This window comes from Embleya sp. NPDC055664, from assembly GCF_053618075.1.
Window position 1 is genome coordinate 136,882 of the sequence record NZ_JBSHGZ010000010.1, and the last position, 25,135, is coordinate 162,016.

Here is a 25,135-nt window from a genome sequence, read left to right on the forward strand (position 1 = left end):
GCTATCGCGAGCGGGGCGCCGACGGGGCCGAACGGGTACGGATCCGGCCACGAACACCTGACCGAGACGACGGCGGGATGTCCGTGGCATGCCGGTTTGCCCGGCCCGGTTCACTCCTTGGGCCCGGCTTTGCCAACTCGGGGGCGGATCCCGGGTGCTCGCGTTCCAAGATCGCTAATGTGTGCGAGTTCCATCGAAGTACGGGCGCGCCGCGCCCGACGCACAGGGGGTTCGATGCATCCGATCACACGCAGGACGTTGGGCGGGATCACCGCCGTGACGATCGGCGCGCTCGCGCTGGTCGCCTGCAACGCGGACGACAAGAAGAAGGGCACATCCGAGGCGGCCGACAGCCCGCCCTCGACGGCGCCGGTGCTCGCGCAGCCGCCCACCGGCAACCCCGGCGGCTCCGGTGCGCCGGGCACCCAGGCGCCGAAGTCGACCAAGCCGTCGGCGAGTCGGTCCTCGGCGGGCGTCCCGGGCGACGATTGCGGCCCGGCGCCGACCACCAAGCCCGGACACCGGATCGTCCACCCGAACAAGGCACCCGGCAAGGACTCGTTGTACTACCGCAACACCAAGTTCGTGTGCGACCCCAACGACGGCCACTACGAGCCGGTCGGCGCCGAACAGACACCGCTGCACTTCGCGCCGCAGGCCACGGGCACGCTGTCCGGCCCGGCCCCGTGGAAGGCGGAGTACCTCGGCCAGGTGTGGGACCACATCGACAAGTGCCTCACCCACCAGACCGACCCCGGACACGCTTGCTCGTCGTTCGGGGCCTACGAGGTCACCCTGAACGCCGCCGGTGAGATCAGCGACATCAGGGAGATCTTCCACTCCTGACCGTCGGCAGCGCCGGACTCTCCCGCTGCGGGGGAGTCCGGTACCACCCGGCGCCGGCGGGGGTTCACCGCCCCAGCCGGGTCCGGAGGGGTTGCGGCGGGGCCGGGCGGACCGGCCCGCCCGTCAGCCCTGCGCGCCGCCCAGTTGCAGGCCCGCCATTCGGGACCACTCGTACTCGGTCGTGCGCACCTTCGCCGCGAGTTCGTTCGGGAACTCCTCATGCAGCGTCACGCCCGCCTTCACGATCGCCGCGCGGGCGATGTCGCGGTCGCGTACGACCTGGTCGCCCCAGGCCCCGTCGGTGCCGACGAGCACGATCCGGGTCGCGTCGCGGCCGACGTACTCGACGACCGCGTCGCCCCCGCCGCCGTGCGCGGCGGTGAAGCGCTCGATGTGTTTGGCGATCCTGCGCACCTGTCGCTCGACCCGCGCATCCGGGGAACCCGGTTCCGGCGTGGCCGTCGTGGTCTCGGTGTCCGTCATGGCGCCCACATTACCGACGGGGCGTCACCGGATCCGGCGCAATCGCGCGTGGTCCGGATCACGTCGCGACACACCGGTTCGGGCACGGTGCGGGCGCCGTGCCCGAACCGGCTCAGAACAGCAGCGGGTCGACCGCGACCGCGACGAACAGCAGCGTCAGGTAGGTGATCGACCAGTGGAACAGCCGCATCTCCTTGAGCTTGGCGCCGGTCACCTCGGCCTTGGCCCGACGCTGCAGCCCGTGCGCCTCCCACAACCAGGCCGCCCCCAGCAGCGCCGCGGCGATCGGGTACAGCGGTCCGGTGTCCGCGGCCGGCCACAGCAGCATCGACACCCCGACCATGACCCAGCTGTAGAGCACGATCTGGTTCGCGACGACCTTGTTGCCCGCGACCACCGGCAACATCGGCACACCGGCATTGGTGTAGTCGTCGGTGAACTTCATCGACAGCGGCCAATAATGCGGCGGGGTCCAGAAGAAGACCACCGCGAACAACACCACCGGCGCCCAGTCCAGCGAATTCGTGACCGCGGTCCAGCCGATCAACACCTGCATACAACCCGCGATACCGCCCCACACGATGTTCTGCGGCGTGCGCCGCTTCAGCAACATCGTGTAGACGACGACGTAATAGAAGATCGCGAAGACGGAAAGCGCCGCCGACAGCGGATTGACCAGGAACCAGAACCACGCGGTGGAAATCACCCCGAGCGCGCTCGCGAACACGATCGACTCGCGCGGCGACACCATTCCGGTGACCAGCGGCCGCCGTTCGGTGCGGTGCATCAGCCGGTCGATGTCCCGGTCGATGTACATGTTGAAGGCGTTGGCGCTGCCCGCCGAGAGGTAACCGCCGAAGACGACCAGCAGCACCAGACCCAGATCCGGCAGCCCGTGCGCCGCGAGGAACATCACCGGAATCGTGCTGATCAGCAGCAGTTCGATGATGCGCGGCTTGGTGAGGGCCACGAATGCGAGAACCCGGGCCATCGGCGGGCGGGCGCCGGCGGGCGCATTTCCCACCAGCCCGGCCGGTCGGGATTCGACGGCTGTCACGAACACCCCATCAGCAGCGTTTTCGGCCGGGCCCGGGTGCCGCCCGGAAGCCGGTTTGCTCGTCAATACGTAAGCGGAAGGCAAGCGGTGTCGAGACGTCGAGGCCCGGACCCACTAGCAGGAAACTGTAGTCCCTCACCAGGGGCACGAAGCCTCCGGGGCATGCCCGCCGCACCGCCGGGTAGCCGACCGGAAGGTCGCCGCGTGCGTCGTCCCGTGCCCACCACGCGTCGTGCCTCGTCCCGCGTGTCCCCGCGGTCCGTTCGACCACGTGGACATCGGGGTGAACCCCACGGTGAACGTCACCACCCGGGTGGCCGTCCTCCGAGCGAGGGAACATGCCGCCCCCGGTAGGCTCGGCCACGTGCCTGAGGCGCCGGGGCGAAGGTCCCGAGCCGGCCGCAATCATTCGGCCTATCCCGGAAGACCCCGGAAGGAGCCCTGACAAGGGTGAGCACCAAGCCGACCCCCGACAACAGCTCTCTCGACTGGAGCGACCTCGACAAGCGAGCCGTCGACACCGCTCGTGTGCTCGCGATGGACGCCGTTCAGAAGGTCGGTAACGGCCACCCCGGAACGGCCATGAGCCTGGCCCCGGCGGCCTACCTCATCTGGCAGAAGTTCCTGCGCCACGACCCGACCGACCCGGACTGGACCGGTCGCGACCGGTTCGTGTTGTCCCCGGGCCACACCAGCCTGACCCTGTACACCCAGCTCTACCTGTCGGGCTACGGCCTGACCCTGGACGACCTGAAGTCGTTCCGCACCTGGGGCAGCCGCACCCCCGGCCACCCCGAGCACGGCCACACCGCCGGCGTCGAGACCACCACCGGGCCGCTCGGCCAGGGCGTGGGCAACGCGGTCGGCATGGCGATGGCGGCCCGCTACGAGCGCGGCCTGTTCGACCCGGACGCGGCCCCCGGTACCTCCCCGTTCGACCACACCATCTGGGTGATCGCCTCCGACGGCGACCTGGAAGAGGGCATCTCCGCCGAGGCCAGCTCGCTCGCCGGGCACCAGAAGCTGGGCAACCTCGTCGTGCTCTACGACGACAACCACATCTCGATCGAGGGCGACACCGAGACCGCGTTCAGCGAGGACGTCCTCGCCCGCTACGCGGCCTACGGCTGGCACACCATCCGGGTCGAGCCGCAGGCGGATGGCGACATCGACGTCGTGGCGCTGCACGCGGCCCTGGAGGCGGGCAAGGCGGAGACCGGCCGGCCGACCATGATCGCCATGCGGACGATCATCGCCTGGCCCGCGCCGAACGCGCAGAACACCGGCAAGGCGCACGGCTCGGCGCTCGGCGCCGACGAGGTCGCGGCCACCAAGCGCGTGCTCGGCTTCGACCCGGAGCAGACCTTCGAGGTCGCCGACGAGGTGCTCGCGCACGCTCACCAGGTGGTCGACCGCGGCCGTGCGGCGCACGACGCGTGGAAGAGCGCGTTCGCCAAGTGGGCCGAGACCAACCCCGAGCGCGCCGCCGAGCACGCCCGCATCTCCGCTCGCCGGCTGCCCGACGGCTGGGAGAAGGCGCTGCCGGAGTTCGAGGCCGGCAAGCCCGTCGCCACCCGCAAGGCGTCCGGCAAGGTGCTCGCCGCGCTCGGCCCGGTCGTCCCCGAACTGTGGGGCGGCTCGGCCGACCTGGCCGAGTCCAACAACACCACCATCGACGAGGGCAGTTCGTTCCTGCCCGACGGCAACCCCCTCAAGGGCGCGAACCCGTACGGGCGCACCGTGCACTGGGGCATCCGCGAGCACGCCATGGGCTCGACCATGAACGGCATCGCGCTGCACGGCGGGACCCGCATCTACGGCGGCACCTTCCTGGTGTTCAGCGACTACATGCGCCCGGCCGTCCGGCTCGCCGCGCTGATGAAGCTGCCCACCACCTACGTGTGGACGCACGACTCGATCGGTCTCGGCGAGGACGGTCCCACCCACCAGCCGATCGAGCACATCGCCGCGCTGCGCGCGATCCCGGGCCTGGACGTGGTTCGCCCGGGCGACGCCAACGAGGTCTCGGTGGCCTGGCGCAAGATCCTGGAGACCACCGACCGCCCGGCCGGCATCCTGCTCACCCGCCAGGACGTACCCACCTGGGACCGCACCGAGTTCGGCTCGGCCGAGGGCACCGCGCGCGGTGGCTACGTGCTCGCCGAGGCGTCCAGCGGCACCCCGCAGGTGATCCTGATCGGCACCGGTTCCGAGGTGCAGATCGCGGTCGCCGCGCGCGAGGTGCTGGAGGCCGAGGGCGTGCCCACCCGGGTCGTCTCGCTTCCCTGCCTGGAATGGTTCAACGAGCAGGACCAGGCGTACCGCGAGCAGGTGCTGCCGCCGGCGGTCAAGGCGCGCGTGTCGGTCGAGGCCGGCATCGCCCAGGGCTGGCGCGAGCTGGTCGGCGACGCGGGTCGGATCGTCTCGCTGGAGCACTTCGGCGCGTCCGCGGACTACAAGAAGCTGTTCGCCGAGTTCGGGCTGACCCACGAGGCCGTCGTTTCGGCCGCTCGGGAATCCCTGGCGCACGCCGGTAGCTGAAGATCATGTGACCCGGTGGGCGGTGTCGGGTGGCAACACCCGCCCGACACCGCCCGCGCCGGGCGTAGATCCGCCGCCCACGACGCGGCCGGATCCGGCCGCCCACTCGATAAGGAGCAAAGTGTCATGACGGAATCCCTGCGTCGCCTGTCCGCCGAGGGCGTGGCCGTATGGCTCGACGACCTGAGCCGGACGCGGCTGGAGTCCGGCAACCTGCACGAACTCGTCCGCGACCGCGAGGTCGTCGGCGTGACCACCAACCCGGCGATCTTCCAGAAGGCGATCACCGGCAACGACGTCTACGACGCGCAGTTGCGCGACCTCGCGGTGCGCGGGGTGACCGTCGAAGAGGCCGTGCGGATGATCACCTCGGCCGACGTACGCCAGGCGTGCGACGTGCTGCGCCCGGTCTACGACGCGACGAACGGCGTCGACGGCCGGGTGTCGATCGAGGTCGACCCGCGCCTCGCGCACAAGACCGAGCCGACCATCGCCGAGGCCCGCCAGCTGTGGTGGCTCGTCGACCGGCCGAACCTGTTCATCAAGATCCCCGCCACCAAGGCCGGTCTGCCCGCCATCGCGCAGACCCTCGCCGAGGGGATCAGCGTCAACGTCACGCTGATCTTCTCGCTGGCCCGCTACCGCGAGGTGATGGAGGCCTACATCGAGGGCATCGAGCGCGCCCGCGCCGCCGGTCTGGACATCTCGAAGATCGAGTCGGTCGCGTCGTTCTTCGTCTCCCGCGTGGACACCGAGATCGACAAGCGGCTGGCGGCACTCGGCACCGACGAGGCCAAGGCCGCGGCGGGCAAGGCCGCGGTGGCCAACGCGCGACTGGCCTACCAGGCGTACGAAGAGGTCTTCGGCACCGAGCGCTGGCAGGCCCTCGCCGCCGCCGGGGCCCGGCCGCAGCGCCCGCTGTGGGCCTCGACCGGCGTCAAGGACCCGGCGTACCGCGACACGATGTACGTGGACGACCTGGTCGTCAAGGGCGTGGTGAACACCATGCCCGAGGCCACCTTGAACGCGGTCGCCGACCACGGCGCGATCACCGGCGACACCGTGCACGGCACCTACGAGTCGGCGCAGGCCGACCTCGACGCGGTCGCCAAGCTCGGCATCTCCTACGACGAGGTCGTCGACCTGCTCGAGGAGGAGGGCGTCGAGAAGTTCGAGACCTCCTGGAACGAGCTGCTCGCGTCCGTACAGGGCGAGCTGGACCGGCTCGCCAAGGGCTGACGCCCACCTCGTCGAACGGCCGTTGCACCCGGTCGGCCTCCCTCGCCGACCGGCGCAGTACCCGCTCGTCCCGCCGCCGCCGCATGTGACCCGTTCGGCGGCGGCGGGACGGGTAATCCACGCAATCAGGGCATGATTTCAGCACACTCCCACCCCATTCATAGGAGGGCTGACCGCCCGTGGTACACGCAAACGACGAACGCGTGACCGCAGGCGGCGTGGACGTCACCGTTTCCGGTGACCTCGTTCACTCCGCCGCAGTCGCCGAAGTCATCACCGCCTGCGTCGTGGACAAGGTGCCCGCGCGCCTGGCCGCCTCCGACGCCACCCTGTGGGGTCCGGACGCCGAGTCGCTGGCCGCGATCCGCCTGGGATGGGTGGACCTGCCCGCCTCCTCGCGCGCGTTGCTGCCGCAACTCGCCGAACTGCGCGAGCGGCTGGCCGCCGAGGGCCTGGACCACGTGGTCCTGGCCGGCATGGGCGGCTCCTCGCTGGCCCCCGAGGTGATCACCGCCACCTACGGCAAGCCGCTCACCGTGCTCGACACCACCGACCCCGCCCAGGTCCGCCGCGCGCTCGGCGACGACCTGGAGCGCACCGTCGTGGTCGTCTCCAGCAAGAGCGGCGGCACCGTGGAGACCGACAGCCACCGCCGCGCGTTCGAACAGGCCTTCCTCGACGAGGGGTTGACCAACGACCAGCTCGCCGGGCGGATCGTGGTGGTGACCGACCCCGGCTCGCCGCTGGAGAACACCGCGCGCAACGCCGGCTACACCATCGTGCTCGCCGACCCCAACGTCGGCGGCCGCTACTCCGCGCTGACCGCGTTCGGCCTGGTGCCCAGCGCGTTGGCCGGCGTGGATGTGGAACGCCTGCTCGACGAGGCCGCGGCGCTGGCCCCGACGCTGGCCGGCGATCGGGACAACCCCGGCCTGCTGCTCGGCGCGGTGCTCGGGGCCGCCGCCAACCACGGCCGGGACAAGCTGGTCCTGGCCAACAGCGGCGACATCGTCGGATTCGGCGACTGGGCCGAGCAGTTGATCGCCGAATCCACCGGCAAGCAGGGGCGGGGCATCCTGCCCGTCGTGGTCGAGAGCCCGACCGCGCCCGGCTTCGACCACGCGAGCGGCCCCGACGCGGTGCGCGTGGTCATCGGCGCCGAGGACATCGAGCGCCTCGCCGCCGACCTGCGCGTGTCCGGCCCGCTGGGCGCACAGTTGCTGCTGTGGGAGTACGCGACCGCGGTCGCCGGCCGAGTGCTCGGCATCGACCCGTTCGACCAGCCCAACGTGCAGGAGTCCAAGGACAACACCGGCGCGCTGCTCGAGCGCGCGGGCGACGACGGACCGCTGCCGGTGGGCACGCCCGCGTTCGTCGACGGCGCGGTCGAAGTACACGGCGACGCCGAACTGTTGGCCGGCGCGAGCGACCTGACGGGGGCGCTGCGCGCGCTGCTGGCCACGGTGCCCGACAACGGCTACCTCGCGGTGATGGCCTACCTGGACCGGCTCGGCGACACCGACGCGCCCAAGCTGCGCCCGCTGCTCGCCGAGGCACTGGACGGGCAGCAGGTCACCTTCGGCTGGGCACCTCGATTCCTGCACTCCACCGGCCAGTTCCACAAGGGTGGCCCCGCCGTCGGCGCCTTCCTCCAGATCACCGGCGCCAACACCGAGGACCTGGACGTACCGGCCAAGCCGTACAGCTTCGGCCGCCTGCAACTGGCCCAGGCCCTGGGCGACCTCGGCGCGATCACCTCGCGCGAGCGCCCGGTCCTGCGCCTGCACCTGACCGACCGCGCGGCCGGACTCGGGCAACTGCTCGACGCCGCCCGCGCCCTCGCGGACGGAGCGGCTCGATGAGCCCCAAAGCCGGCAAGAGCAAGCCGGCCGTCTGGCCGGAGAACCCGCTGCGCGACCCCCAGGACCGCCGACTCCCGCGCATCGCGGGCCCGTCGGGCCTGGTCATCTTCGGCGTCACCGGCGACCTGTCCCGCAAGAAGCTGATGCCGGCGATCTACGACCTGGCCAACCGCGGCCTGCTGCCGCCGGGCTTCGCGCTGACCGGGTTCGCCCGGCGCGACTGGGAGAACCAGGACTTCGCCCAGGTGGTCTACGAGGCGGTCAAGGAACACGCCCGGACCCCCTTCCGGGAAGAGGTCTGGCAGCAGCTGTCCGAGGGATTCCGGTTCGTCCAGGGCGAGTTCGACGACGGCAAGGCGTTCGACCAGCTGCGCCAGACGATCGACGAGCTGGACGAGCAGCAGGGCACCCAGGGCAACCATGCGTTCTACCTGTCGGTGCCGCCGAAGGCCTTCCCCGAGGTGGTCCGCCAGCTCAAGGAGCACGGACTCGCCGACCCCAAGGCCGACTCGTGGCGCCGCGTGGTGATCGAGAAGCCGTTCGGGCACGACCTCAAGAGCGCGCGCGAGCTGAACAAGGTCGTCGACGAGGTCTTCCCGCCCGAGTCGGTCTTTCGCATCGACCACTACCTGGGCAAGGAGACCGTCCAGAACATCCTGGCGTTGCGCTTCGCCAACACCATGTTCGAGCCGCTGTGGAACCGCTCCTACGTGGACCACGTACAGATCACCATGGCCGAGGACATCGGCATCGGCGGCCGGGCCGGGTACTACGACGGCATCGGCGCCGCGCGCGACGTGATCCAGAACCACCTGCTGCAACTGCTCGCGCTGACCGCGATGGAGGAGCCGGTGTCCTTCGACGCCGACGCCCTGGTGGCCGAGAAGCTGAAGGTGCTCGGCTCGGTCAAGCTGCCCGACGATCTGTCGCGCGGCACGGTGCGGGCCCAGTACACCCGCGGCTGGCAGGGCGGCGAGCTGGCCAAGGGCTACCTCGAAGAGGACGGCATCCCGCCGGACTCGCGCACCGACACCTACGCCGCGATCAAGCTGGAGATCGCCAACCGCCGCTGGGCGGGCGTGCCGTTCTACCTGCGCGCGGGCAAGCGCCTCGGCCGTCGGGTCACCGAGATCGCGGTGGTCTTCCAGCGCGCCCCGCACCTGCCGTTCGACGCCACCGCGACCGAGGAGCTGGGGCAAAACGCCCTGGTCATCCGGGTGCAGCCGGACGAGGGCATGACGGTGCGCTTCGGCTCCAAGGTGCCGGGCACCGCGATGGAGGTGCGCGACGTCAACATGGACTTCGCGTACGGCGAGTCGTTCACCGAGTCGAGCCCGGAGGCGTACGAGCGCCTGCTGCTCGACGTGCTGCTCGGCGACGCCCCGCTGTTCCCCCGGCACGAGGAGGTCGAGCTGTCCTGGAAGATCCTCGACCCGATCGAGGAGCACTGGGCACAGCACGGCAAGCCCGAGCCCTACGTGTCCGGGACCTGGGGCCCGGACGCGGCCGACGAGATGCTCGCACGTGACGGACGGAGCTGGCGCCGCCCATGATGATCGATCTGACGGACACCAAGTCGAGCAAGATCAATGCCGCGCTGGTCGAGGCCCGCCGAGGAATGGGCAGCCCCACCCTCGGCATGGTGCTCACCCTGGTCATCGTCACCGACGAGGCCAACCAGTACGACGCGATGAAGGCCGCGAGCACCGCCGCCCGCGAGCACCCCTCGCGGATCCTGGTGGTGATCGGCCGCCCGGGAGCGGAGATCGCGCCGCGCCTGGACGCCGAGGTCCGGGTCGGCGACTCGGGCGTGGGCGAGACCGTACTGCTGCGCATGCACGGCGAGTTGGCCAACCACGCCGAGTCGGTCGTGCTGCCGCTGCTGCTGCCGGACGCGCCGGTCGTGGTGTGGTGGCCGGGGCGTGCGCCCGAGGTGCCGAGCAAGGACCTGCTCGGCGCGCTGGCCACCCGCCGGGTGACCGACGCCGCCGCGCCGCCGCGCCGGGCCGATGTACTGCGGCTGCGGGCGAGCGCGTACACGCCGGGGGACACCGACCTGGCCTGGACTCGCACCACGCCGTGGCGCAGCCTGCTGGCCGCGGCGCTCGACCAGAAGTACAGCCGGATCCTGAGCGCGAAGGTCGGCGCCAAGGCGGGCAACCCGAGCGCGGAACTGCTCGCGCTGTGGTTGACCGATCGCCTGGAGGTCGACGTGGAGCGGGTGGAGACCAACGGCCCCGGGATCACCGCGGTCACGCTGGTGACCGAGGACGGCGAGATCGTGATCGACCGCCCCGACGGGATGATGGCGTCGCTGTCCTCGCCCGGCCAGCCGGACCGGGTGGTCGCGCTCAAGCGGCGCGAGGCCTCCGACCTGGTCGCCGAGGAGCTGCGCCGGCTGGACCCGGACGACGTGTACGCGGCGACGTTGGCGCGGGCCGCGTTGGAGGCGGCGCGGGTGCCGTCGGCGGCGTCGTTCACCGAGTCGCCCGTGTCGCAGACGCCGGTGAGCGACGTGGAGAAGGCCGAGGAGGGCGAGGCGCCGCTCCGAAAGGCGAAGAAGGAGGTCGGTGCGGCTCCGCCGCTGAAGCGCACGTCGAGCGCGGCGGGGGCGAAGCGGCCCACCGCCCGGGCGCGGGTGGCGGACGAGGGCGCGCCCGCCGCCACGCCGAAGAACACGGCCGGCCGGGCGCCTCGCAAGAAGAAGGGCGACGGCGCGTGAGCCCGCACGGCCCGGTTCGGGTGCACGCCGACACGGCACTGCTTGCCAAGGCGGCGGCGACCGGGCTGATCCAGCGGGTTGCCGACGCGCAGGCCGAGTTCGACGTGGCGCACATCGTGCTCACCGGTGGTCGCAACGGCAACGCGTTGTTGCACGAGTTGTCGCTCACGCCCACGCTGGGCGCGATCGACTTCGACCGGCTGCACGTGTGGTGGGGCGACGAGCGGTTCCTGCCGGCGGGCCACGCCGACCGGAACGAGACGCAGGCGCGCGAGGCGTTGTTGGACACCGTCCCGGTGTTGCCGGAGCTGGTGCACCCGATGCCGGCCAGTGACGGTCCGGACGGGGACGACGTGGAGGCGGCGGCGGCGCGGTACGCCGCCGAACTGGCCGCCGCCGCGCCCGAGGGCGCGCTGGTGCCGGCGTTCACCCTGGCCATGTTCGGGGTGGGCCCCGACACGCACGTCGCGTCGCTGTTCCCGGGCTTCGCGGCGACGGAGGAGACGGGGCGCACGGTGGTCGCGGTCCGCGAGGCCCCCAAGCCTCCGCCGACCCGGATCACCCTGACCTTCCCGGCGATCCGAGCCGCCCACGAGGTGTGGCTGCTCGCGGCGGGCGAGGACAAGGCCGACGCGGTGGCGGCGGCGCGGGCCTCCACCGACCCCACGAAGACCCCGGCGGCCGGCGCCTACGGCACCGGCGCGACGCTGTGGCTGCTCGACCGGGCCGCGGCGGCGCGGCTGCCGGAGCACTAGCCGCACCCGAAGGGCGGGGCGGAGGCCGGGATCGGCTTCCGCCCCGCCCTTTCGCATGCCCCGCGCGACCGATCGCGGGCGACGGTCGACGCCGGCTCGTTCCCTGACACACCGTTACATTTCGCGTGCCGTAATCGGGCGGATGCGGCAACCGGATGGTCTTGCTCGGGGGTTTGTGGGGCTTCATCCCCGCGTGGGCCCGCGTTCACGGAGGTACGGGTGTTCCGGTCGGCAATGCCGGGTACAGCAGACCGGGAAAGTTACGGGAGGGCCACATCGGGGGCCACGAGTGGGTCCGGAATCGGGACCACGCGAGGGATCGAAGGAGTGCGTGCGATGGCTGCCACTCTGCGAGAGGACGACGCACAGGCCCATGTACACGGGGTGTGCTTCAAGACCGGCCCGCCCGCGCGGGTCGGGATCGAACTGGAATGGATCGTGCACGACGGCGCCGACGCCCACCGGGAGGTGGCGCCGGAGCGGCTGGACGAGGCCCTGGCCCCGCTGGAGGCGCAGGGGCTGCCGTTCGGCAGCAGATTGACCCGCGAGCCGGGTGGGCAGGTCGAACTGAGTTCACTGCCCGCCGACACGCTCGCCGGATGCGCCCGAGACCTCCGCGCCGACATGACGGCCCTGGAGCAGGCGCTGGCCGCCGGCGGACTCGTGCTCGCGGGCCACGGCCTGGAGCCGTATCGAAACCCGGCACGCGTCCTGGACCATCCGCGCTATCGGGCGATGGAGGCGTACTTCGACCGGGACGGCTCCTGGGGCCGGATGATGATGCGCGGCACCGCGTCCGTGCAGGTCAACCTGGACGCGGGCGACGAGAGCGCGGGCCTTCGCGGCTATCGATCACGCTGGGAGCTGACCCACCGGCTGGGCCCGGTACTGGTCGCCGCGTTCGCCAACTCACCGCTGTGGCAGGGCAAACCGACCGGTTGGCGATCCACTCGGCAACTGGTCTGGGCCCGGATGGACCCCGGCCGTACCCGCCCGCCCGGCCCGCCGCCGGGCATCGACGGCGACCCGCGCGCCGCGTGGGCGCGCTACGCGCTGGACGCGCCGCTGTTGTGCCTGCGCGGCGCCACGGCGGACGGCTGGAACGCCCCGGAGGGGTTGACCTTCCGCTCCTGGCTGCGCGGTGTACCCGGGATGCGGCCACCCACCCTCGACGACCTCGACTACCACCTGACCACCCTCTTCCCGCCGGTGCGCCCGCGCGGCTGGCTGGAGTTGCGGATGATCGACGCGCAGTGCGGCCGGTACTGGATCGTGCCCGCCGCGATGGCCGCCACCCTGCTGGACGACCCGGTCGCGGCCGAGGCGGCCTGGGCGGCGACCGAGTCCCTGTGCGCCGACGGCGCGACCGTACCGACCGAGGCGGTCTGGCGGCGCGCCGCCCGGATCGGCCCCGCCGACCCGGTGCTCGGCAAGGCGATCCTCGCCTGCTTCGCCGCCACGGAGAACGCGCTGGCCGACGCCGACGCGCCCGGCCCGGTCCGTGCGGCCGTCGCCGAATTCACCCGGCGCTACGCCGAACGGGGCCGATGTCCCGCCGACGATCTGCTCGAAAGGACCTGTCGATGACGTCGCTGAAGCCGTCGGAAACCTCGACATCCGCGAAATCGATAGCCGAGGCCGCGCTGGCGCGGGCCCGGCGCCGGACGCTGGCCCTGACCGAGTGTTTGACCGACGAGGAACTGAGCGCCCAGCACTCCCCGTTGATGTCCCCGCTGGTCTGGGACCTGGCGCACATCGGAAACCAGGAGGAGTTGTGGCTGGTCCGCCGGGCCGGCGGGCGCCCGGCGCTGCGTGCGGATCTGGACGCGCTGTACGACGCGTTCCGCCACCCTCGCGCGAACCGGCCGGCCCTGCCGCTGCTCGCGCCCGATCCGGCCCGGGACTACGTCCGCGAGGTGCGGGTCCGGGCGCTGGAGGTGCTGGAGGGCGCCGACTTCGATCCCGACGGTGATCCGCTCCTGGCGCACGGGTTCGTGTTCGGCATGCTCGCCCAGCACGAGCAGCAGCACGACGAGACCATGCTCGCCACCCACCAGCTGCGCGCCGGACCGGCCGTCCTGGACGCCCCCGAACCGCCCGCGGCGCCGCCGGACGCGGCCGGGTTGCCGCGCGAAGTGCTGGTCGCGGCCGGGCCGTTCGAGATGGGCACCGACACCGACGGGTGGGCCCTGGACAACGAGCGACCCGCGCACACCGTCGAGGTGGCGGCGTATTGGCTGGACACCGTGCCGGTGACGAACGCGGCCTATCTGGAGTTCATCGCCGACGGCGGATACGACCGGGACGACTGCTGGACTCCGGAGGGGCGCCGGCATCGGGACGAAGCCGGGCTACGCGCACCGCTGTTCTGGTGGCGCGACGGTGACACGTGGCTGCGCAGGCGGTTCGGCCGGACCGAGCCGGTGCCGCCGGACGAGCCGGTCGTGCACGTGTGCTGGTACGAGGCCGACGCCTACGCGCGCTGGGCCGGGCGGCGGTTGCCGAGCGAGGCCGAGTGGGAGAAGGCGGCGCGGCACGATCCGGCGGAGGGGCGGTCGCGGCGGTATCCGTGGGGCGACGCCGAACCCACGCCCGAACACGCCAACCTCGGGCAGCGGCATCTGCGGCCGGCGCCGGCCGGGGCGTATCCGGCGGGTGCCGCGCCTTCCGGGGCACGGCAGTTGCTCGGCGACGTCTGGGAGTGGACCGCCTCCGACTTCACCGCCTACCCCGGGTTCGCGGCGTTTCCCTATCGGGAGTATTCCGAGGTGTTCTTCGGGCCCGGGCACAAGGTGCTGCGCGGCGGCGCGTTCGGGGTCGACGAGGTGGTCGCCCGGGGCACGTTCCGCAATTGGGACCTGCCGATCCGGCGGCAGATCTTCGCCGGATTCCGCACCGCGCGCGACGCGGCGCCCGGGGAGGCGGGCTGATGTGCCGTCACCTGGCCTATCTGGGGCCGGAGATCCCGCTGGCGTCGGTGCTGGTGGAGCCGACGTGCGGGTTGTACGAGCAGTCCTGGGCGCCGCGCCGGCAGCGGTACGGGACGGTCAACGTCGACGGGTTCGGCTTCGGCTGGTATCCCGACGCGGGCCCGGACGCGGATCCGGCGGACGTCGAACCCGCCCGCTATCGCCGCGCGTTGCCGATCTGGGCCGACCCGAACCTGCCCGACCTGGCCCGGACCGTACGCAGCGGCGCGTTCCTGGCCGCCGTGCGCAGCGCCACCGCCGGCACCAGTCAGGAGGAGGCGGCGGCCGCGCCGTACCGGGACGGTGTGTGGTTGTTCAGCCACAACGGCGCCGTCCCGGACTGGACCCGGCTGCCGGTCGGGCCCGCGCTCGATCAGGCCGCCCTGCTGGAGATGGAGGCGCGCTGCGACTCGGCGCTGATCTGGGCCCTGCTCGCGCGCCGGCTGCGGCAGCGTGAGCCGGTCGGCGGCGCGCTGGTCGACGTGGTCCGGCGGATCGCCGAGGCGCGCCCGACGGCCCGACTCAACCTCCTGCTCACCGACGGCCGGACCGTGTTCGCCACCCGCTACGCGGACACCCTCTGGTATCGCACCGGCCCCGGCCGGGTCCTGGTCGCCTCCGAGCCCGACGAGCACCCGGATGCGACCTGGGGGGCGTGGCGAGAGGTACCCGACCACTCCCTCCTCGTCGCCACCCGCGACGGCGTCCGCATCGCCCCGATCCGTCCCGTGCGACCCGTCGCCGCACGTCCGTCATCCGCACCACAGGAACGGCGTCCCATGAACAGCCGATTCACCCTCGACCACCGGCTGCCGGCCGACTACTTCGACACCACCCTGCGCGCCGACGTGCGCCACGGACTGACCGCACCGAGCAAGTCGTTGCCGCCCAAGTGGTTCTACGACGCGCGCGGCAGCGAGTTGTTCGAGGAGATCACCCGGCTGCCCGAGTACTACCCGACCCGCGCCGAGCAGGAGATCCTGACTCGACGCGCCCCCGAGATCGCCGCGGCGACGCGGGCCCACTCGCTGATCGAATTGGGCTCGGGCTCGTCCCGCAAGACCCGGCTGCTCCTGGACGCGCTCACCGCGGCGGGCACGCTGGAGCGCTATGTGCCGCTGGACGTGAGCGATTCGGCGCTGGTCCAGGCCGGTGAGGCGCTGTGCCGCGACTACCCGGCGCTGCGGGTCGCGGCCACGGTCACCGACTTCGAACACGAACTCGCCCTGGCGGACGAGCCGGGCCCGCGCCTGCTCAGCTTCCTGGGCAGCACGCTCGGCAACCTCGACCCCGCCCAGCGCACAGCCTTCTACCGCATCCTGCGCCGCGCGCTGAGCGCCGACGACACCCTGCTGCTCGGGGTCGACCTGGTCAAGGACCCGGCCGTGCTGGTCGCCGCCTACGACGACGCCCAGGGCGTCACCGCCGAGTTCAACAAGAACGTGCTGCACGTGCTCAACCGCGAACTCGATGCCGACTTCGACCCCGACGCCTACGACCACGTGGCGCTGTGGAACGCGGACGAGGAACGCATCGAGATGCACCTGCGCTCCAGGATCGACCAGACGGTCAAGATCCCGCCCCTGGACCTGTCCGCCGACTTCACCCGAGGCGAACACCTGCGCACCGAGATCTCCACCAAATTCCGCCGCGAGCCGCTGGAAGCCGAACTGGCCGAGGCCGGCTTCACCATCCGCCAGTGGTGGACCGACGCGCAAAACCGCTTCGCCCTCCTCCTGGCCGTCCCCGCCCGCTGACCCGGGCGACACCGCCCGAGAACACCGAGACGGACCGGACCCCGCCGGGGTCCGGTCCGTCTCCACGGGTGCGGCGCTCAGTAGCTGGTGGCGACCGGTTCGCGGGCTTCGGCCGCTGCCTCCGGGGTGGGCTCGGCGTGTTCGCCTCGGATGCGGAGGGCGAAGAGGGTTCCGGTTGCGGTGACGACCGTGAGGGCGGCGCCGAGCATGTGGGTGAGGACCATCCACTCGGGGAGGCCGTTGAAGTATTGGATGTAGCCGATCAGGCCCTGGGGGATCAGGACGGCGAGCAGCCACCACACGCGCGTCTGGGCGGCCCGGGGGGCGTCGGTGACGCGCAGGGCCAGGGCCAGGGCGACGGCCGCGCCCAGGAGGAGGAAGGCCAGGTCGGCGTGCAGCCAGGCGATCTGGTCGATGTCCACGTCGAAGCGCTTGGCCTTGAGGTCGCCCGCGTGCGGGCCGGAGCCGGTGACCACGGTGCCGATCACGATCAGGGCACCTGCCAGGCCGAGGGTGCCGTAGCCGAACCAGCGGATCTCGGGGCGGACCAGGAACCGGGCCGGCGCGTCGCCCTCGCCGGAGCGTTCGTACAGCGCCACCGCCGACGCGATCAGCAACATCGACAGGAGCAGATGGCTCGCCACCGCCATCGGGTGCAGGTCGGTGAGCACGGTGATGCCGCCGAGCAGGGCCTGGCCGACCACCGTGCCGATCTGGATCCAGGCCAGCGTGGTGATGTCCTTGCGGCGCACGGTCATCCGGTACGCCGCCACCACGCACGCCACCGCGATCGCGCCGACCACGTAGGTCAGCATGCGGTTGCCGAACTCGATGTACGCGTGGTGGCCGACCGCCTCGTGCGGCGTCCAGTTGCTCGTGTCGCTGTCGCACCGGGGCCAGGTGTCGCACCCCAGACCCGAGTCGGTGAGTCGGACGAGACCGCCCGTGACGACGATGCCGATCTGCGCCACCAGGTTCGCGAGGAACACGCGGCGCGCGACGAGTGGGGAGACGGCCTGCAGACTCATGCGCGACATGCTACGTCGTGAACGAATTCACAAGCGCACCAGGGGTGTCGGCCCGCGCCCGCCCCGACCCCCCTCCGGCCTCACTCCCAACGGAAGAAGCGCGCCGCCGCGCCGAGGCCCAAAACCGCCCAGACCGCCAGGGTGGCCAGATCGCCCAGCGGCAGACCCGATCCGTCCCGGAGCACGTCGCGCAGCCCGTCCGACAGCGCCGAGATGGGCAGCAGCGCGAGCGTGTGCTCGACCCCGGAGGGGAACTTGTCCAGCGGCACGATCACCCCGCCGCCGAGCAGCAGCAGGATGAACACCAGATTCGCGCCCGCCAGGGTTGCCTCTGCCCGCAGCGTGCCGGCCATCAGCAGGCCGAGCCCGGAGAACGCCGCCGTGCCCAGGAGCAGCAGCAGGATCACCCACACGGGGTTCCCGTGCGGTGACCAGCCCAGCCCGAACGCGATCGCCGTGAGCAGCGCCACCTGGAGGATCTCCACCACCAGGACACACGCCGTCTTGGCCACCATCAGCCCCCACCGGGGCAGCGGGGTCGAGCCCAGCAGCTTGAGCACGCCGTAGCGCCGCTCGAACCCGGTGGCGATCGCCTGCCCGGTGAACGCGGTCGACAACACCGCCAGCGCGAGCAGCCCCGGCGCCAGGAAGTCCACCCGGTCGCCGTCCCCGGTGTCCACGAGGTCGGCCGAGCTGAACACCACCAGGAGCAGCGTCGGAATGATCACCGTCAGCAACAGCTGCTCGCCGTTGCGCAACAACATCCGGGTCTCCAGGGCGCTCTGCGCCAGGATCATCCGACCCAGCGGCGCCGCGCCCGGCGCGGGCGTGAACGTACCGCGCCTCTCGTCCCGCGTTGCCGCGGCCTTCGCCACCGCGCTCAACTCCGCAGCTCCCGTCCGGTCAGCTCCATGAACACGTCCTCCAGGCTGCGCCGTGCCACCGTCAGCCGCTCCGGCATCACCCCGTGCTGCGCACACCAGGAGGTGACCGTGGCGAGCAGTTGGGGGTCGATCTCGCCCTCGATCCGGTACGCGCCGCGCGAGACCTCGAACGCCTTGGCGCCCTCGGGCAGCGCGTTCAGCAGCGAGCCCATGTCCAGACCGGGCGGACCGGAAAAGCGCAGCGAGTTCTCCGCGCCGTCGTGGCACAGCGCCTCGGGCGAGCCGGACGCGATCACCCGGCCGCGGTCCACGATCGCCACCTCGTCGGCCAGCTTCTCGGCCTCGTCCATCAGGTGTGTGGTGAGCACCACGCTCACCCCGTCGGCGCGCAGCTCGCGCACCAGGTCCCAGGTGGCGTGCCGGGCGTGCGGGTCGAGGCCGGCGGTCGGCTCGTCCAGGAACACCAGTTCGGGGCGGCCGACCACGGCCAGCGCGAGCGCCAGGCGCTGCTGCTGGCCGCCGGACAGCCGGCGGTAGGTGGTCCGCCCGCACGAGCCCAGGCCCAGGCGTTCGATCAGCATCGCCACGTCGAGGGGGTGTGCGTGCAGTTTGGCGACGTGGCGCAACATCTCCTCGGCGCGCGCTCCCGAGTACACGCCCCCCGACTGCAACATCACCCCGATCCGGGGCCGCAGCGCGGCGGCGTCGCGCACCGGGTCCAGGTCGAGCACCCGGACCTCGCCCGCGTCGGCGCGCCGGTAGCCCTCGCAGATCTCGATCGTGCTGGTCTTGCCGGCACCGTTGGGGCCGAGGACCGCGGTGACCCGGCCGCGTTCGACGGTGAGCGAGAGCCCGTCCACGGCGGTCTTGTCGCCGTAGCGCTTGACCAGGCCCGTGAGCGCGACTGCCGGCGACGAGGAGTCCATGACGAGTCAGTCTAGAAAGCCCCGGGCACCCCTCGTGCCGGGGCCGGCGAGAACGGCCGGAACAGCGCGGGGCTGACGGGTCGTCAGGTGAATCCGCAGGTCGAACGCCATGCCGAGAGGAGTGTGATGTTAGGTACGCCTAAGTGATGGACTCCACGCGGACGCCGTTTGGCCTGGCGCACTATTAACGCAACAATGGTGTTGTGGAAAACGCGCGGACGAGCGAAGAGGCACCGAGGCGGGCGACCGTCCCGGGTGCCGGCACGCCCGAACACGACGGCCACGAGGGCACCCGGCACCGGGTCACCCGGTCGATCGTCGAACACGGTCCGTCCACCGCGGCGGACCTGGCCGAGCGACTGGAGCTGACCCCGGCGGGTGTGCGTCGCCACCTCGACGCACTGCTCGCCGAGGGTGTGCTGGTGGCCGGCGAGCAGCGCGTCTACGGACGCCGAGGCCGGGGTCGTCCGGCCAAGCTGTTCGCGCTGACCGACGCCGGCCGCTCCGGGTTCCACCAGGAATACGACGAGCTGGCGGCCGAGGCGCTGAGCTTCGTGGCCGAACGGCTCGGCACCGAGGCGGTGGCAACTTTTGCCCGCGAGCGGCTTGCCGCCCGCGAGGAGAGGTATCGTCCCTCGGTCGAGTCCGCGCCCACCGGGGAGCGGGCCCGAGCGCTGGCCGAGGCGCTGTCCGCCGACGGGTATGCCGCGAGTGCGCGGCCCGCACCCGGCGGAGAGCAGCTTTGCCAGCACCACTGTCCGGTGGCGCACGTCGCCGAGCGGTTCCCGCAGCTCTGCGAGGCCGAGGCCGAGGTGTTCGCGCGCCTTCTCGGCACGCACGTGCAACGGCTGGCGACCATCGCCCACGGCGACGGCGTCTGCACCACGCACGTTCCTGCTGTACAGGCTGAAACGGCCGGTCCGACCGGTCGCAGGACCGGCTCGTCCGGTCCGCCGGCCGCACCCTCCGTTTCGAAAACCAGCGAAGACCAGAATCCGCCGCGCCGGGGCCCCTCCCGTTCGCGGGAATCGACCGCCGCCGACCCGGCTTCCGGGAGGACTACTTCATGACCACCGACGCTCGCCCCGAGCTCGAGGGCCTGGGCACCTACGAGTACGGCTGGGCCGACTCGGACACCGCCGGCGCCTCCGCGCGCCGGGGCATCTCCGAGGAGGTCGTCGCCGACATCTCGGCGAAGAAGTCCGAGCCCGAGTGGATGTTGAAGCAGCGCATGAAGGGCCTTCGGCTCTTCGCCAAGAAGCCCATGCCGACCTGGGGCTCCGACCTCTCCGGCATCGACTTCGACAACATCAAGTACTTCGTCCGCTCCACGGAGAAGCAGGCCGCCTCGTGGGAGGACCTGCCCGAGGACATCAAGAACACCTACGACCGGCTCGGCATCCCGGAGGCGGAGAAGCAGCGCCTGGTCGCGGGCGTCGCCGCCCAGTACGAGTCCGAGGTCGTCTACCACCAGATCCGCGAGGACCTGGAGGAGCAGGGCGTCATCTTCCTGGACACCGACACCGGGCTGCGCGAGCACCCGGAGCTGTTCAAGGAATACTTCGGCTCGGTCATCCCGACCGGCGACAACAAGTTCTCCGCGCTGAACACCGCGGTGTGGTCGGGCGGCTCGTTCATCTACGTCCCGCCGGGCGTGCACGTGGAGATCCCGCTCCAGGCCTACTTCCGGATCAACACCGAGAACATGGGCCAGTTCGAGCGCACGCTGATCATCGCCGACGAGGGCTCCTACGTGCACTACGTCGAGGGCTGTACGGCGCCGATCTACAAGTCGGACTCGCTGCACTCGGCCGTGGTCGAGATCGTGGTCAAGAAGAACGCCCGGGTGCGTTACACGACCATCCAGAACTGGTCGAACAACGTGTACAACCTGGTGACCAAGCGCGCGGTGGCCCACGAGGGCGCCACGATGGAGTGGATCGACGGCAACATCGGTTCCAAGGTCACCATGAAGTACCCGGCCGTGTGGCTGCTCGGCGAGCACGCCAAGGGCGAGACGCTGTCGATCGCCTTCGCGGGCGAGGGCCAGCACCAGGACGCGGGTTCGAAGATGGTGCACTGCGCCCCGAACACCTCGTCCAACATCGTGTCCAAGTCGGTGGCGCGCGGCGGTGGCCGCACCTCCTACCGCGGCCTCGTGCAGATCGAGGAGGGCGCGCACGGCTCGACCTCGTCGGTCAAGTGCGACGCGCTGCTCGTGGACACGGTCAGCCGCTCGGACACCTACCCGTACGTCGACGTCCGCGAGGACGACGTGTCGATGGGTCACGAGGCGACCGTCTCGAAGATCTCCGACGACCAGCTGTTCTACCTCATGAGCCGCGGCATGACCGAGGACGAGGCCATGGCGATGATCGTGCGCGGGTTCGTCGAGCCCATCGCGCGCGAACTGCCCATGGAGTACGCCCTCGAATTGAACCGCCTGATCGAGCTTCAGATGGAAGGGGCTGTGGGCTAGTCCATGGCTGCGAACACCAACACTCCCGGTAGCACCACCGCCGGATCGATCGCCGTGCGCGAGGCCGGGGCCGAGAACGTGCTCGCCGGCCCCGGCACCGGCCGCTCGGTCGCCCAGCCCGCCGACGCCCGCCAGGTCGCCGCCGCGTCCTACGACGTGGCCGACTTCGCCGTGCCGACCGGCCGCGAGGAGGACTGGCGGTTCACCCCGCTGGCCCGCCTGCGCGGTCTGCACGACGGCACCGCGGCGGCGGCCGAGCGCGGCGAGGTCACCGTCTCGGTGACCGCCCCCGAGGGCGTCACCGTCGAGACGGTCGACCGCTCCGACGCGCGCATCGGTCGGGCCGGCAAACCCGTCGACCGGGTCGCGGCCCAGGCGTACAGCTCGTTCGAGAAGGCCACCCTCGTCGTGGTCGGCAAGGACACCCAGCTCGCCGAGCCGATCGTGATCGACCTGCGCGGCGCCGGTGGCACCGCGTTCGGGCACGTCGCGATCGAGGTCCAGCGGTTCGCCGAGGCGACCGTGGTGCTCGACCACGCCGGCTCCGCCACCTACGCGCAAAACGTCGAGTTCATCGTCGGCGACGGCGCGAAGCTCAAGGTCGTCTCGATCCAGGACTGGGACGCCGACTCGGTGCACGTGGGCGCGCACCTGGCCCGGGTGGGCCGCGACGCGTCCTTCACCTCCGTGGTGGTCACCCTCGGCGGCGACCTGGTCCGGCTCTTCCCGCGCGTGGTCTACGACGCCCCGGGCGGCGACGCCGAGCTGTACGGCGTGTACTTCGCCGACGCCGGCCAGCACCTCGAACACCGCCTGTTCGTCGACCACGACGTGCCGCAGTGCCGCAGCCTGGTCACCTACAAGGGGGCCCTGCAGGGCGCCGACTCGCACACCGTGTGGATCGGCGACGTGCTCATCCGCGCCGCGGCCGAGGGCACCGACACCTACGAGCTGAACCGCAACCTGGTGCTCACCGACGGCGCCCGCGCCGACTCGGTGCCCAACCTGGAGATCGAGACCGGCGAGATCGCCGGCGCCGGACACGCCAGCGCAACCGGCCGCTTCGACGACGAGCAGCTGTTCTACCTCCAGTCGCGCGGCATCCCGGCCGACGAGGCCCGCCGCCTGGTGGTGCGCGGCTTCTTCGCCGAGGTGATCGCCCGGGTCGGCATCGCCGACCTCCAGGAGCGGCTGATGAAGCAGATCGAGGCCCGGCTCGAGGGCGGCGCCCGATGAGCTACCTCAAGGCATGCGCCGAGGGCGACCTGCACGAGGACACACCGCTGCGCGTCGTGCTCGACGACGTCCCGGTGACCCTCGTGCGCACCGAGGGCGACGTGTACGCGATCAACGACGTGTGCTCGCACGCCAACGTCTCGCTGTCCGAGGGCGAGGTCGAGGACTGCACGATCGAGTGCTGGCTGCACGGCTCGCGCTTCGACCTGCGCACCGGCCGTCCCTCGGGCCCCCCGGCGAACCTGCCGGTCCCCGTATACCCCGTGAAGATCGACGGCGGCGCCGTCTACGTCGAAGTGAACCAGGAGTCCTGAGTCCGTTATGGCAACGCTTGAGATCCGCGACCTGCACGTCAGTGTGGACGCCGAGAACGGTCCGCGCGAGATCCTGCGCGGCGTCGACCTGACCGTGAAGCAGGGCGAGACCCACGCCATCATGGGCCCCAACGGCTCCGGCAAGTCGACGCTGGCGTACTCGGTCGCGGGACACCCGAAGTACCAGGTCACCGGCGGCAGTGTGCTGCTCGACGGCGCGGACGTGCTGTCCATGACCGTCGACGAGCGGGCCCGCGCCGGCCTGTTCCTGGCCATGCAGTACCCCGTCGAGGTCGCCGGCGTCTCGGTGTCCAACTTCCTGCGCACCGCCGCCACCGCCACCCGCGGCGAGGCCCCCAAGCTGCGGCTGTGGATCAAGGAGGTCAAGGAGGCCATGGAGCGCCTCCAGATGGACCCCTCCTTCGCCGAGCGCAACGTCAACGAGGGCTTCTCCGGCGGCGAGAAGAAGCGCCACGAGATCCTGCAGCTGGAACTGCTGCGGCCGAAGATCGCGATCCTCGACGAGACCGACTCCGGTCTGGACGTCGACGCGCTGCGCGTGGTCTCCGAGGGCGTCAACCGCGTGCAGGCCACCGGGCAGATCGGCACCCTGCTGATCACCCACTACACCCGCATCCTGAAGTACATCAAGCCCGACCACGTGCACGTCTTCGCGGGCGGCCGGATCGTCGAGTCCGGCGGTGCCGAGCTCGCCGACAAGCTGGAGGACGAGGGCTACGAGGCGTACACCGGCAAGGGGGAGTCTGCATGACACTGCACCTGCCGGGGCTGCTCGACACGGACACGATCCGCAAGGATTTCCCGATCCTCGAACGGCTCCTGCACGACGACCGACCGCTCGTCTACCTCGACAACGCGGCGACGTCGCAGACCCCGCGTCAGGTGATCGACGCCATGACGCACTACTACGCGAGCAGCAACGCGAACGTGCACCGCGGCGTGCACGTGCTGGCCGAGGAGGCCACCGCGCTGTACGAGGGCGCGCGGGACAAGGTCGCGGCGTTCATCAACGCGCCCAGCCGGGACGAGATCGTCTTCACCAAGAACTCCTCCGAGGCGATCAACCTCGTCGCGAACATGCTGACCTGGGCGGACGAGCCGTTCAAGGTGGGCGTGGGCGCCGACGTGGTGATCACCGAGATGGAGCACCACTCGAACATCGTGCCGTGGCAGCTGCTCGCGCAGCGCACCGGCGCCCAGCTCAAGTGGTTCGGACTCACCGACGACGGCCGGCTCGACCTGTCGAACATCGAGCAGGTGATCACCGAGGAGACCAAGGTCGTCTCGGTGGTGCACACCTCGAACATCCTCGGCACGGTCAACGACCTGGACCCGATCGTGCGCCGCGCGCACGACGTCGGCGCCCTGGTCGTGGTCGATGCGTCGCAGGCCGCGCCGCACATGGTGCTCGACGTACAGGCGCTCGGCGCCGACTTCGTCGCGTTCACCGGCCACAAGATGTGCGGCCCGACCGGGATCGGCGTGTTGTGGGGCCGGCTCGGTCTGCTGGAGGAGTTGCCGCCGTTCCTGGGCGGTGGCGAGATGATCGAGACCGTCACGATGAGCGCGTCCACGTACGCGCCCGCGCCGCACAAGTTCGAGGCCGGCACACCGCCGATCGCGGAGGCGGTCGGGCTCGGTGCGGCCATCGACTACCTGTCGGCGATCGGCATGGACCGGATCGCCGCGCACGAGCACGCGCTCACGGGATACGCGGTCGACGCGCTGAACAGCGTCGAGGGGCTGAAGATCATCGGCCCGGCCGACAACGTGGCGCGTGCGGCGGCGATCTCCTTCACCTTCGGCGACATCCACCCGCACGACGTGGGCCAGGTGCTCGACGAACAGGGCATCGCGGTCCGGGTGGGGCACCACTGCGCCCGTCCGGTCTGCCTGCGCTACGGCGTGCCGGCGACCACCCGCGCCTCGTTCTACCTGTACTCCACGCCGGCCGAGGTCGACGCGCTCGTGGCGGGGCTGGAACATGTTCGTCGGTTTTTCGGTTAGTACGGGTTC

21 protein-coding genes and 1 pseudogene are annotated in these 25,135 nt (G+C 71.3%); 17 read left to right on the plus strand and 5 right to left on the minus strand.

The window, feature by feature from the left end; genetic code table 11:
- The first annotated feature begins 234 nt into the window (after positions 1 to 234).
- Entirely contained in the window at positions 235 to 846 is a 612-nt protein-coding gene (locus ACWGR4_RS19370; protein ID WP_452132105.1) for a hypothetical protein, read from the plus strand.
- Positions 847 to 969: 123 nt separating this feature from the next.
- Here the strand turns inward: ACWGR4_RS19370 and ACWGR4_RS19375 are convergent, their stop codons facing one another.
- Complete coding sequence (locus ACWGR4_RS19375; RefSeq protein ID WP_126641309.1) at positions 970 to 1,329, minus strand: hypothetical protein; 360 nt, start codon at positions 1,327 to 1,329, stop codon at positions 970 to 972.
- Positions 1,330 to 1,441: 112 nt separating this feature from the next.
- Positions 1,442 to 2,392, minus strand: coding sequence for a heme o synthase (locus tag ACWGR4_RS19380; protein ID WP_078977682.1), 951 nt, complete (start codon positions 2,390 to 2,392; stop codon positions 1,442 to 1,444).
- 444 nt (positions 2,393 to 2,836) lie between these two features.
- Between ACWGR4_RS19380 and tkt the strand changes: the two genes are divergently transcribed.
- From tkt to egtD, 10 genes and pseudogenes are all read left to right on the plus strand, one after another.
- Entirely contained in the window at positions 2,837 to 4,927 is a 2,091-nt protein-coding gene (tkt, locus tag ACWGR4_RS19385; protein ID WP_452132106.1) for a transketolase, read from the plus strand.
- Positions 4,928 to 5,053: 126 nt separating this feature from the next.
- Complete coding sequence (gene tal, locus ACWGR4_RS19390; RefSeq protein WP_452132107.1) at positions 5,054 to 6,166, plus strand: transaldolase; 1,113 nt, start codon at positions 5,054 to 5,056, stop codon at positions 6,164 to 6,166.
- Between the two features lie 179 nt (positions 6,167 to 6,345).
- Positions 6,346 to 8,028: a glucose-6-phosphate isomerase gene (locus ACWGR4_RS19395; protein ID WP_452132108.1), complete on the plus strand. Its 1,683-nt coding sequence runs from the start codon at positions 6,346 to 6,348 to the stop codon at positions 8,026 to 8,028.
- Positions 8,025 to 9,581: a glucose-6-phosphate dehydrogenase gene (gene zwf, locus ACWGR4_RS19400; RefSeq protein ID WP_380011267.1), complete on the plus strand. Its 1,557-nt coding sequence runs from the start codon at positions 8,025 to 8,027 to the stop codon at positions 9,579 to 9,581. The genes ACWGR4_RS19395 and zwf overlap by 4 nt, the downstream gene beginning before the upstream one ends.
- Positions 9,578 to 10,750, plus strand: coding sequence for a glucose-6-phosphate dehydrogenase assembly protein OpcA (gene opcA, locus ACWGR4_RS19405; protein WP_452132109.1), 1,173 nt, complete (start codon positions 9,578 to 9,580; stop codon positions 10,748 to 10,750). Before zwf ends, opcA begins: the two co-directional genes overlap by 4 nt.
- Positions 10,747 to 11,505 carry a 6-phosphogluconolactonase gene (gene pgl / locus ACWGR4_RS19410; RefSeq protein WP_380011261.1) on the plus strand — a complete coding sequence of 253 codons (759 nt, stop codon included), beginning with the start codon at positions 10,747 to 10,749 and terminating at the stop codon, positions 11,503 to 11,505. The genes opcA and pgl overlap by 4 nt, the downstream gene beginning before the upstream one ends.
- 336 nt (positions 11,506 to 11,841) lie before the next feature.
- Positions 11,842 to 13,092: an ergothioneine biosynthesis glutamate--cysteine ligase EgtA gene (gene egtA / locus ACWGR4_RS19415; protein ID WP_452132110.1), complete on the plus strand. Its 1,251-nt coding sequence runs from the start codon at positions 11,842 to 11,844 to the stop codon at positions 13,090 to 13,092.
- Positions 13,089 to 14,435: an ergothioneine biosynthesis protein EgtB gene (egtB, locus tag ACWGR4_RS19420; RefSeq protein ID WP_380011255.1), complete on the plus strand. Its 1,347-nt coding sequence runs from the start codon at positions 13,089 to 13,091 to the stop codon at positions 14,433 to 14,435. The genes egtA and egtB overlap by 4 nt, the downstream gene beginning before the upstream one ends.
- Positions 14,435 to 15,136, plus strand: a pseudogene (gene egtC, locus ACWGR4_RS19425) (ergothioneine biosynthesis protein EgtC); the annotation flags it as partial. The gene egtB and the pseudogene egtC, both read left to right, overlap by 1 nt.
- A 117-nt stretch (positions 15,137 to 15,253) precedes the next feature.
- Positions 15,254 to 16,231 (plus strand): L-histidine N(alpha)-methyltransferase, encoded by a 978-nt coding sequence (gene egtD, locus ACWGR4_RS19430; protein WP_452132112.1) that lies wholly within the window; start codon positions 15,254 to 15,256, stop codon positions 16,229 to 16,231.
- 77 nt (positions 16,232 to 16,308) lie between these two features.
- On the opposite strand, the gene ACWGR4_RS19435 is transcribed toward egtD, so the two are convergent.
- The 3 genes from ACWGR4_RS19435 to ACWGR4_RS19445 all read right to left on the minus strand — a co-directional run bounded on the left by ACWGR4_RS19435 (position 16,309) and on the right by ACWGR4_RS19445 (position 19,069).
- The gene (locus ACWGR4_RS19435) at positions 16,309 to 17,259 is read right to left on the minus strand and encodes a COX15/CtaA family protein (RefSeq protein WP_380011252.1); all 951 of its coding nucleotides are present in this window, start codon (positions 17,257 to 17,259) and stop codon (positions 16,309 to 16,311) included.
- An 80-nt stretch (positions 17,260 to 17,339) separates the two neighbouring features.
- Complete coding sequence (locus ACWGR4_RS19440; RefSeq protein WP_452132113.1) at positions 17,340 to 18,056, minus strand: ABC transporter permease; 717 nt, start codon at positions 18,054 to 18,056, stop codon at positions 17,340 to 17,342.
- Between the two features lie 83 nt (positions 18,057 to 18,139).
- Positions 18,140 to 19,069: an ABC transporter ATP-binding protein gene (locus ACWGR4_RS19445; protein WP_380011249.1), complete on the minus strand. Its 930-nt coding sequence runs from the start codon at positions 19,067 to 19,069 to the stop codon at positions 18,140 to 18,142.
- Positions 19,070 to 19,272: 203 nt separating this feature from the next.
- Between ACWGR4_RS19445 and ACWGR4_RS19450 the strand changes: the two genes are divergently transcribed.
- From ACWGR4_RS19450 to ACWGR4_RS19475, 6 genes are read left to right on the plus strand one after another with little or no spacing between them, the layout of a single operon-like run.
- Complete coding sequence (locus tag ACWGR4_RS19450) at positions 19,273 to 20,139, plus strand: helix-turn-helix transcriptional regulator (RefSeq protein ID WP_380011246.1); 867 nt, start codon at positions 19,273 to 19,275, stop codon at positions 20,137 to 20,139.
- Complete coding sequence (sufB, locus tag ACWGR4_RS19455) at positions 20,136 to 21,548, plus strand: Fe-S cluster assembly protein SufB (RefSeq protein ID WP_380011243.1); 1,413 nt, start codon at positions 20,136 to 20,138, stop codon at positions 21,546 to 21,548. The genes ACWGR4_RS19450 and sufB overlap by 4 nt, the downstream gene beginning before the upstream one ends.
- A gap of 3 nt (positions 21,549 to 21,551) precedes the next feature.
- The gene (sufD, locus tag ACWGR4_RS19460; RefSeq protein WP_380011240.1) at positions 21,552 to 22,784 is read left to right on the plus strand and encodes a Fe-S cluster assembly protein SufD; all 1,233 of its coding nucleotides are present in this window, start codon (positions 21,552 to 21,554) and stop codon (positions 22,782 to 22,784) included.
- On the plus strand, positions 22,781 to 23,098 hold the full coding sequence (locus tag ACWGR4_RS19465) for a non-heme iron oxygenase ferredoxin subunit (protein ID WP_380011237.1): 318 nt from the start codon (positions 22,781 to 22,783) through the stop codon (positions 23,096 to 23,098). Before sufD ends, ACWGR4_RS19465 begins: the two co-directional genes overlap by 4 nt.
- A gap of 7 nt (positions 23,099 to 23,105) precedes the next feature.
- Positions 23,106 to 23,870 carry a Fe-S cluster assembly ATPase SufC gene (sufC, locus tag ACWGR4_RS19470; RefSeq protein ID WP_380011234.1) on the plus strand — a complete coding sequence of 255 codons (765 nt, stop codon included), beginning with the start codon at positions 23,106 to 23,108 and terminating at the stop codon, positions 23,868 to 23,870.
- Positions 23,867 to 25,126 carry a cysteine desulfurase gene (locus ACWGR4_RS19475; RefSeq protein WP_380011231.1) on the plus strand — a complete coding sequence of 420 codons (1,260 nt, stop codon included), beginning with the start codon at positions 23,867 to 23,869 and terminating at the stop codon, positions 25,124 to 25,126. The genes sufC and ACWGR4_RS19475 overlap by 4 nt, the downstream gene beginning before the upstream one ends.
- The last annotated feature ends 9 nt before the right edge of the window (positions 25,127 to 25,135 follow it).

Excerpts from the sequence above, each read along its gene's own strand:
- ACWGR4_RS19370 (WP_452132105.1), top strand. The coding sequence starts at position 235 with ATGCATCCGATCACACGCAGGACGTTGGGCGGGATCACCGCCGTGACG.
- ACWGR4_RS19375 (WP_126641309.1), bottom strand. The coding sequence starts at position 1,329 with ATGACGGACACCGAGACCACGACGGCCACGCCGGAACCGGGTTCCCCG.
- tal (WP_452132107.1), top strand. The coding sequence starts at position 5,054 with ATGACGGAATCCCTGCGTCGCCTGTCCGCCGAGGGCGTGGCCGTATGG.
- zwf (WP_380011267.1), top strand. The coding sequence starts at position 8,025 with ATGAGCCCCAAAGCCGGCAAGAGCAAGCCGGCCGTCTGGCCGGAGAAC.
- opcA (WP_452132109.1), top strand. The coding sequence starts at position 9,578 with ATGATGATCGATCTGACGGACACCAAGTCGAGCAAGATCAATGCCGCG.
- egtA (WP_452132110.1), top strand. The coding sequence starts at position 11,842 with ATGGCTGCCACTCTGCGAGAGGACGACGCACAGGCCCATGTACACGGG.
- egtB (WP_380011255.1), top strand. The coding sequence starts at position 13,089 with ATGACGTCGCTGAAGCCGTCGGAAACCTCGACATCCGCGAAATCGATA.
- egtD (WP_452132112.1), top strand. The coding sequence starts at position 15,254 with ATGAACAGCCGATTCACCCTCGACCACCGGCTGCCGGCCGACTACTTC.
- ACWGR4_RS19435 (WP_380011252.1), bottom strand. The coding sequence starts at position 17,259 with ATGAGTCTGCAGGCCGTCTCCCCACTCGTCGCGCGCCGCGTGTTCCTC.
- ACWGR4_RS19440 (WP_452132113.1), bottom strand. The coding sequence starts at position 18,056 with ATGATCCTGGCGCAGAGCGCCCTGGAGACCCGGATGTTGTTGCGCAAC.
- ACWGR4_RS19445 (WP_380011249.1), bottom strand. The coding sequence starts at position 19,069 with ATGGACTCCTCGTCGCCGGCAGTCGCGCTCACGGGCCTGGTCAAGCGC.
- sufB (WP_380011243.1), top strand. The coding sequence starts at position 20,136 with ATGACCACCGACGCTCGCCCCGAGCTCGAGGGCCTGGGCACCTACGAG.
- sufD (WP_380011240.1), top strand. The coding sequence starts at position 21,552 with ATGGCTGCGAACACCAACACTCCCGGTAGCACCACCGCCGGATCGATC.
- ACWGR4_RS19465 (WP_380011237.1), top strand. The coding sequence starts at position 22,781 with ATGAGCTACCTCAAGGCATGCGCCGAGGGCGACCTGCACGAGGACACA.
- sufC (WP_380011234.1), top strand. The coding sequence starts at position 23,106 with ATGGCAACGCTTGAGATCCGCGACCTGCACGTCAGTGTGGACGCCGAG.
- ACWGR4_RS19475 (WP_380011231.1), top strand. The coding sequence starts at position 23,867 with ATGACACTGCACCTGCCGGGGCTGCTCGACACGGACACGATCCGCAAG.